Annotated in this window: 8 protein-coding genes; 3 read left to right on the forward strand and 5 right to left on the reverse strand. The window is 47.7% G+C overall.

Features of this window, described 5'->3' with window-relative positions; all coding sequences use genetic code 11:
* Window positions 1-164: 164 nt before the first annotated feature.
* The 3 genes from VIM72_RS24825 to VIM72_RS24835 all read right to left on the reverse strand — a co-directional run bounded on the left by VIM72_RS24825 (window position 165) and on the right by VIM72_RS24835 (window position 2,335).
* Complete coding sequence (locus VIM72_RS24825) at window positions 165-1,403, reverse strand: RNA polymerase sigma factor (protein ID WP_332005520.1); 1,239 nt, start codon at window positions 1,401-1,403, stop codon at window positions 165-167.
* Window positions 1,403-1,747 (reverse strand): YciI family protein, encoded by a 345-nt coding sequence (locus tag VIM72_RS24830; RefSeq protein ID WP_332005521.1) that lies wholly within the window; start codon window positions 1,745-1,747, stop codon window positions 1,403-1,405. Before VIM72_RS24830 ends, VIM72_RS24825 begins: the two co-directional genes overlap by 1 nt.
* Window positions 1,748-1,837: 90 nt before the next feature.
* Window positions 1,838-2,335, reverse strand: a complete 498-nt coding sequence (locus VIM72_RS24835; protein ID WP_332005522.1) for a GNAT family N-acetyltransferase — start codon at window positions 2,333-2,335, stop codon at window positions 1,838-1,840.
* A 318-nt stretch (window positions 2,336-2,653) separates the two neighbouring features.
* On the opposite strand from VIM72_RS24835, the gene VIM72_RS24840 reads away from it, so the two are divergent.
* Both VIM72_RS24840 and VIM72_RS24845 read left to right on the forward strand, forming a co-directional pair.
* Window positions 2,654-4,591 carry an alpha-L-arabinofuranosidase C-terminal domain-containing protein gene (locus VIM72_RS24840; RefSeq protein WP_332005523.1) on the forward strand — a complete coding sequence of 646 codons (1,938 nt, stop codon included), beginning with the start codon at window positions 2,654-2,656 and terminating at the stop codon, window positions 4,589-4,591.
* A gap of 80 nt (window positions 4,592-4,671) precedes the next feature.
* On the forward strand, window positions 4,672-5,109 hold the full coding sequence (locus VIM72_RS24845) for a GNAT family N-acetyltransferase (RefSeq protein ID WP_332005524.1): 438 nt from the start codon (window positions 4,672-4,674) through the stop codon (window positions 5,107-5,109).
* A 72-nt stretch (window positions 5,110-5,181) separates the two neighbouring features.
* Here VIM72_RS24845 and VIM72_RS24850 read toward each other — a convergent pair whose 3' ends face one another.
* Together VIM72_RS24850 and VIM72_RS24855 are read right to left on the reverse strand one after the other, a co-directional pair.
* The gene (locus VIM72_RS24850) at window positions 5,182-5,607 is read right to left on the reverse strand and encodes an SH3 domain-containing protein (protein ID WP_332005525.1); all 426 of its coding nucleotides are present in this window, start codon (window positions 5,605-5,607) and stop codon (window positions 5,182-5,184) included.
* 24 nt (window positions 5,608-5,631) lie between these two features.
* A complete protein-coding gene (locus tag VIM72_RS24855; protein ID WP_332005526.1) occupies window positions 5,632-6,120 on the reverse strand; it encodes a BON domain-containing protein in 489 nt (162 codons plus the stop codon).
* A gap of 373 nt (window positions 6,121-6,493) precedes the next feature.
* Here VIM72_RS24855 and VIM72_RS24860 point away from each other — a divergent pair.
* Window positions 6,494-8,029: hypothetical protein (locus VIM72_RS24860; protein ID WP_332005527.1), on the forward strand; the 1,536-nt coding region annotated here is incomplete at its 3' end.

Below are 8,029 nucleotides of genomic sequence, written 5' to 3' on the forward strand. Positions count from 1 at the left end.
CTCTGAATAGTAGTTGGCCACCTTAATCATAAAGGATACGTCATGCGGGGAGCGGAACCCTGATTGTTTCTTTCGACCTAAAATGTTTGATTTTTGCATATTTACACCTTTTTAGGTGTAAACCTATTTCAGGACGTGACCTGTCCTGATATAGGTTTACACAATCAGCGGCCCAGCCGTTCTATTTCCCGCATCAGTGTTTTCTTTTCTGCTGCTGATTTTGTGAGACGGATGGCTTCCTGGTAATGCCCTGCCGCTTTTCCTGCATCGGTGGAGGTATACAGGTAACCCAGCAGGGAATGATAATGACTGTTGTGGTGCAGCCCCAGTTTTTCCGCTTCTTTTATGCCGGATGGGTAACCATATACTTTGGCAAATGCAAAGGTCCGGTTCAATGCGGTCATGGGCGAGTATTCAATTAATATCAGCTGGTTATATAACTGCAGGATATGGTTCCATTTACTGCCGGCATCAGGAGTAGTGTGCCAGTAGGCGATGCCGGCCTCCAGGTGATACTTGGAGGCTTCATCCCCGGTACAGGCATTCACAAGATAATAGTTGCCCTGCTGGATCAGCTCTTTACTCCACAGGTTTTTATCCTGCTGTTCGTAAAGAATGGTTTCTCCTTCGTTGCCTGCCCTCGCATCCAGCCGGGAGCTTTGAAAACACATCAAAGCCAGCAGGGCATTGGCCTGCGTGGTATTGGTGAGAGGGTTTTCGGTAAGCACCAGCGTAAGCCGCATGGCTTCCGAGCACAGTTCTTTCCGGATGAGATGATTGCCTGATTTGGAAAAGTATCCTTCATTAAAAAGAAGGTAAAGGGTTCTCAACACAGTGTCCAGCCGCTCTTTGATAGTGGCTTCCTGCAGTTGTCCCACCTGGAAATTATCGGCACGCAGGTTAGCCCTGGCCCTTAGCAGTCTCTTTTTAATCGTTTCATTTTTGGAGAGAAAGGCATCTGCAATTTCTTCCACGCTAAACCCGCAAAGGATCTGTAATGCCAGGCAGATCTGCGATTCAGTGGAATTAGCGGGATTACACACCGCAAAGATCATGGCCAGCTGGCTGTCGGCGATGGTTTGAGACGTGAACTCAATATCAGGCTCCTGCGCTGTTTCATCATCATTAAGCGCTTGTTTTACCTGTGTTTCAAAGATGGAAACATGTCTGAGATAATCCTTTGTTTTATTTTTTGCAACGGTATACAGCCATGCGGTAGGGTTTTCCGGAATGCCCCGGGCACTCCACACTTCCGTGGCTTTCAGGAATGTTTCGCTGACAATGTCTTCTGCTGTTTCAATATGCTTTAAGCCAAAAAGACGGCATAATACTGCCGTCATTTTGGAATACTCCAACCTGAACAAATGTGGTAAAAGCTCCTGGTATGAAGGCGTTCCGGCCATCAGCTTTTTTCTTCCGGTTTTAATATGGCCCTTACTTCCACATTGCCACCGGCTTTCAACACCGGGTTCGCCCGGGCAAATTCAATGGCTTCTTCAATGCTATCGGCTTTAACGATCATATAGCCGCTGATAAACTCTTTGATCTCCGTATACGGACCGTCTGTTACCACGTTACCGGGCTTCACGGTTTTAGCAAGACTTGCCGATAACCTGTTGCCTTTATCTGCCAGTTTGTTCTGGGCGGCAATACCAGCCAGCCAGTTCATCCTGTCCTGTAATTGCTCAGGAGTAGGGTTGTCGTGCGAATTGGTACTGTTCCTGAAAATTAACATGAACTCTCTCATAACTTACAATTTTATGGTTTCGTTATTATAACGACCGGGTATTCATAACGGGGACAAATAACTTTAATTTTTTCAGCGCTAAAAAATATTTTATACCGGCAATTCCATATCGTACCGGTCCAGCCCGGGGCCGTAGCCTTCTTTTGTGATGCGGGTTACCGTAAATCCCAGTTTCCCGAAAAAAGGCCAGGAATGCTGGGTTGTATCAAGCCCGATACGACACAACGGGCATACCGACCGTATCATATTTATGCGGTACAGGAATAATTGTTTACCAAATCCCTGCTTATGCAAACTGTTTGTGATGAGGCCCCAGGTCATTTTGGCTTCCTGCCTGGCGGTATCAATATAATATCCCCCGCAGCCAATTACCTGTTCTTCCAGCAGGGCTACATAATATTGTTCATCATTATTTTTTATGGGAGATGTATAACGTGCATCCTGCTCCCGGAGCCATTCTTCAAAATCGGGTAACTCTGCCGGTGCAAAAAAGCGCGGCATATTACTTTTAAATGCAGCTATACAGGCTGGTTTATCGGTGGGCGTATATGGCCTGATGGTGATAGGCATTGTCTTGAAAAGTTTCATCAGTAAACAACCATAAGTTAAGTTTTAAATACCAGCCGGAAAAAAGAAACCGGCGCTGGAACAGGAAACGCTTACTGGCTATTAGTTTAACAGACGGTCTGTATGCTTCTATGCAATGCCATCTTTCAATAGCTATCAGTAAAAAACTGTAACACCTGCGACAGTAGCTATTGGCCCAACACAGGCATCTTCCCTGATTATAAAAAATAATTGTCAAATTGACGATTAATAAAATAGTTTTATTATTTTTCCTGCCGGAAGATGTCCCGGGATCAGCCACTCCGAAGGACAGGCATATTAAAAAACTCAATGCACGTTATGGAAAAGCTTTTAAAGAAACCGCTCATTTATTTATTCCTGGTTGGTTGCCTGGGCGCCCAACAGGTTTTTGCGCAAACAAAGCAGGGAGGAAAACCAATTTCTCCCGACCTGTTTGGAATTTTTTTTGAAGATATCAGCTATGCGGCCGACGGCGGCCTGTATGCTGAATTAATCCAGAACCGCTCGTTTGAGTATACGCCGGCCGACAGGTACGGATGGAATTCCTTCACCGCATGGGAATACGTGACCAAAGGCTTTGGCTATGGCGCCATCAGCGTGGAAAGCCAGTTGCCCATTCATGCCAACAACCCGCATTACGCCCGGCTTACCATTGAAGAGCCAGGGCAGGAGGGTATAGGCCTGCAGAACAACGGCTTTGATGGTATTCCCATCAAAAAAGGAGAACAGTATAACTTTTCCCTCTTCACCCGGTTGCTGTCTGCAACGCCCATTCCTTTATCTGTACAACTGCGCAGCCGCAAAGGCGACGTATACGGGGAAGTAAGCCTCAATGCAGATGCTAAAGAATGGAAGAAAGGCAGCGGTGTTATCACAGCCGGCGTTACAGACGACAGCGCCGTACTGGTGATCACTGCCAAAGAGCGCGGCAGCCTGGACATTGACATGGTATCTTTATTCCCCGTTAAAACATTTCATGGCCGTGCCAATGGGCTGAGAGCCGACCTTGCGCAAACCATCGCCGATCTGAAACCCCGATTCATGCGCTTTCCCGGCGGCTGCCTGGTACATGGCGATGGCCTCGGTAATATGTACCGATGGAAAAATACTATCGGCCCCATAGAGGAAAGAAAAGAGCAGCGGAATATATGGAGCTATCACCAGTCGATGGGGCTCGGGTATTTCGAATACTTCCAGTTTTGTGAAGACATAGGCGCAAAACCCTTACCTGTAGTAGCTGCAGCGGTTAGCTGCCAGAACTCCGGCGGTACCTGGCGCATAGGCGGCACCGGTCAGAAAGGATTGCCGATGGATGAAATGCAGGACTATATCAACGAAATACTGGACCTTATTGAATACGCCAACGGACCGGCTACTTCTACCTGGGGCGCCAAACGCGCCGCCGCAGGGCATCCGGAGCCTTTCCACCTGGAGTACCTGGCCATTGGTAATGAAGATAAACAAACCCCGGTTTTCAGGGAGCGCTTTAAGCTGATTGAAAATGCGGTGAAACAAAAACACCCCGAAATCACGCTCATTGGTACAGTAGGCCCTTTCCCTGCAGGGGAAGATTTTGAAGCAGGCTGGAAGTTCGCCAACGAAAATGCGTTGCAGGTAGTGGATGAACATTACTACGAAAAACCGGAATGGTTCCTGGAACATAAACACCGCTATGATTCCTATAACCGCAGTAAGTCAAAAGTATACCTGGGCGAATACGCCTCCCGCGGCAACACCTGGTTCAATGCCCTGGCGGAAGCTGTGTATATGACAGGGCTGGAACGTAACGGCGATGTGGTACGGTTGTCCTCATATGCCCCGCTGCTGGCGCGCACCGGGCATACTTCCTGGAACCCTAACCTGATCTATTTTACAGGCACTACCATCACCCGCACACCTAATTACTATATACAGCATTTGTTTTCAAACAATGCGGGCGACCGCTATTATGCAGGTATCGTTTCACTGGATAACGAGGTTAATACAGGCGCTTCCTGTGTGAAAGACAGTAAAACCGGTGATATCATTATCAAGCTGGTGAACGCCGGTGAAAACAAAGTAAAGGCTAAAGCCAGTATAGCCAGCCTGGTGGCGCCGCATGCAAATGCAGCGGTAACGGTGCTCACGGAAAATACAACCGGTAAAAATGCGCCCGCAGTTGCTATTGCTACCAGCCAGCTGGAAGCCGGCAAGGTTATTAATTACGAAGTAGCTCCCCGATCAGTAGTGCTCATCAGGGTGCCTGCAAAGAAGTAAGCTGCCTGGTATCATATGGAAAAAGAATGCTGTTAACGCAGCATTCTTTTTTTATTTTACTTTGTAAGCAAATGGATACAATGGAGCATAAGATAGCAATGGTTACACCGGCCGATTACCCTGAATTAGTATCGGTATGGGAAGCATCAGTAAAAGCGACGCATGATTTTTTAACGCAGGAAGATATTGATTTTTTCCGCCCGCTGATATTGAATGAATATTTGCATGCCGTGGAACTGGCCTGTACAAAGGATGCCGCGGGCAACATCCTGGGCTTTATAGGCACTGCCGCCAACAAGGTGGAAATGCTGTTCATCCATCCTGATACAAGGGGAAAAGGCATCGGTAAATTTTTACTGGAATATGCCATTCGTGAGAAAGGCATTACTGCGGTAGATGTAAACGAGCAAAATGCCCAGGCTGTTGGCTTTTACCTGCACAGCGGATTTAAAGTAGTGTCCAGATCGGCAACAGATGCCATGGGAAAACCATTCCCCATATTATCAATGGAATTGTAGAGATACTAAAGTTATAAAAAGCGGAAGGGTCCCGTATTTATACGAGACCCTTCCGCTTTTATATACACAACTTTATTCCACGGGTTGCAGATACTGCGCATAGGCGTAGCCTTCTGCGCCGCCATCTGTGCGGATCAGCCACCACTGGTCGCTTTGCTTACTGATCAGCGTTACAATTTCATTGTGCGCCGCCTTACCAACAATAGGCTGGTCAGTACCGGGGCCCTTGCGGATATTCAGGTTAGTTGATTCAGTGATCACTTTCAGTTTAGCGCCTGCAACAGCAGTTGCTACATTAATATTCATCACCACATCGCCGGTCAGGAAATTGGGATCAATCTTTCCGTAGATGTTCCATAGCTGGTCTTTCACAGCGCCGGTAGGTGCTTCGCCATCTATATGCAATACACCATCCAGTTCGCTTACTTTCAGGTTGCTGGTGCCTGCAGCCTGTGCTGCATCAATCAACTCTTTGTATTTATCCTGTAATGCTGCCATGATTATTGTATTTAAAGAAAGAGATTATTTTACTTTTAAACCTGAAGCGTCCACTTTTTTAGGCTTCAGCGCATCCAGCGCCATTTTCAGCTTTTTCCAGCGGTCTGCTTTCTGTTCGCCGGTAATGGTGATCACCCCGTCTTTAACATCAGCCTGGATACCAGGGAAATCTTTTACAATTCCTGCTACTGCTGTTTTCAGGGAATCATCGGCGGTAACTTCCGGCGCAGGAGCTGGCGGCGGCGGAGGAGTTACCGTAACATTGTTAACAACACTCTTAACACCCTGGTTCAACTTTACAGCAGCTTCTGCGGCATCTTTATCGGCCTGGCTGGCAACAGATCCGGACAGGGTAACTACGCCATCCTTCACATCAGCAGTTACACCGGGAGAAGACTGCAGGGCAGTGGTAACGGCAGCCTGTATGTCTGCGTCTTTAGGTTTCGATTTGCAGGAAATCATGAACATTAGTCCCACGGAGAGGATCACTGTGGTCAGGTGTTTAAGTTTCATAATCATACTGAGGTTTTAATGATGAAAAAATACGTTCTTAAGTTAAGTATCTTTTTTCACGTGGCAATAAGCCTGAAAGAGTTGTTTATTTTTTAATAAACGGCAGCCATCTGTTTTTCTTAACGGGATAGGCTACCCGTTTTTTTCTTAATGGAGTAAAAAAATTTTTTTTTCGATGCTTATGGAATTATTCTCCCGCCCGCATCATGCGGGGGAAAGGTCCTTTTTTTTATACAGGAATAGGTTTTAAATAGATGATAATTAATTAGATAGAAGTATAAATGTATCGTTATGGAAAAGTTACTGACTGGCTAGAAGCCCTCCTTTTACTTTAAGAATATACCTTATATTGATAAATGTAAAAATGTATGCCTTGAAATATTTACTCCTTCTGCTACTGTTCCCATCCCTGATTTTTGCACAGCAAAGCAGTCCCGTAAGCCCGGTTTTATCACCTGAATACAGTCGCCTTATCCATGGGGATACAACCGTCAGCACGCCCCTTCCTGTAAAGGAGCGCCGGGAGCTTACCGTGAGTCGGTTATACCCGATGAATACCCCGTTACGCAAGGTCCGTGTACAGAACAATGAGCTGGTGATGAGGGCTGCCTATCCAAAGAAACTGCTGCTTGCCGGTGAATATACTGCCGGCATTGCTTTTAAAACGGTAAACCGCCTGCCTGCCCTGCAAACGGCCTATGCACAGGGCCGCTCCCTACAGGGAGCGCTGGCCTGGCAAGGGCCCGAAACCAATGAAATGTTCAGCTATGGCCCCTTGCTCAGCCAGCTGGAGTATAACGGGCAAGCCTATCCGTACGATGTGAACGGGAAACTGGTACCTTCCGGTACCGGCAACGGGCATCACCCTACCGGCTATACGAACAGTATCCTTAGAACAGGCGCCCTGTTCTCCCAGGGATTTCACCTGAAAACAACCTTACTGGTAAATGGTGCGCCGCTTCAGGAGCTCGGCATCCGGCTCGGGCAAACAACGGAAAAAACCGTTATCCGTTATAACAGCAATGATACCAGAAGCCTGGAAGCCACTGCCGGCACCAGGATTAAATGGCTGCACATCAGTGGTAAATACAATTACCAGGAGGAACAGTTTTCCAATACCAACCGGGCAGGCTTTCTGAACAGGGCATACCAGCAGTCGCTGCTTACCCCCGTGAGCTTTGATAACGGCCAGGGCTATACGTTGGGCAACGGACAAAGAAGTTATGCCCAGCCTGCCGATAACCCTGACTTCCTCCTTCGCAACAACGGGCATTACTACCGCACCTACGCCCACCAGGGCAGCCTGCTGCTGGAACGGAATGCCTGGAGGAAGATGAGATATAAGCTGCTACAGTCTTACAGCCGCAAAGCAGAGAACAGCAATGAAGGTTATAAACCCGGCACGGCTGCCTTCCCTGAGGGACTGCCACTGCAAAGAGAAAAAACTGACAGACTATATCAATTGAAAGGGGAAACGACCAGGGATTTTGGCTATTACCTGAATGATGTGCAAACGCAGGCCACCGCGAACTATCTGTTAACCGATGCCCGCTCTGGTATCCGCTACCAGCCGGTATATGATGAAAACTACGGGTACCAGCGTACCACGCAGGAACTTAATCTTCAGTTGTTCAACACCTACCGGCACTGGAGCTGGCCGGAGATCAGCCTGGGGCTGGGCAATAAGATCTATGTTTCCAATACGGCCCGTGAAAATTATTACCTGTTGCCGGATATCAGCCTGGGCGTGGACTACACGTTACCCAACAGCTCCTGGAATATACGCGCCAGGTCGGCCTACTCGCGTAATGCCACGGAGCTTCCCATCAGCAGGTCGCTTTCCTGTGTGAACCTGCTGCGCGTTCCTGTAAGGAATGCAGGGAACTATATACAGGTGCAGGAAGTAGCG

The organism is Chitinophaga sp. (assembly GCF_036569185.1).
GTDB lineage: Bacteria > Bacteroidota > Bacteroidia > Chitinophagales > Chitinophagaceae > Chitinophaga.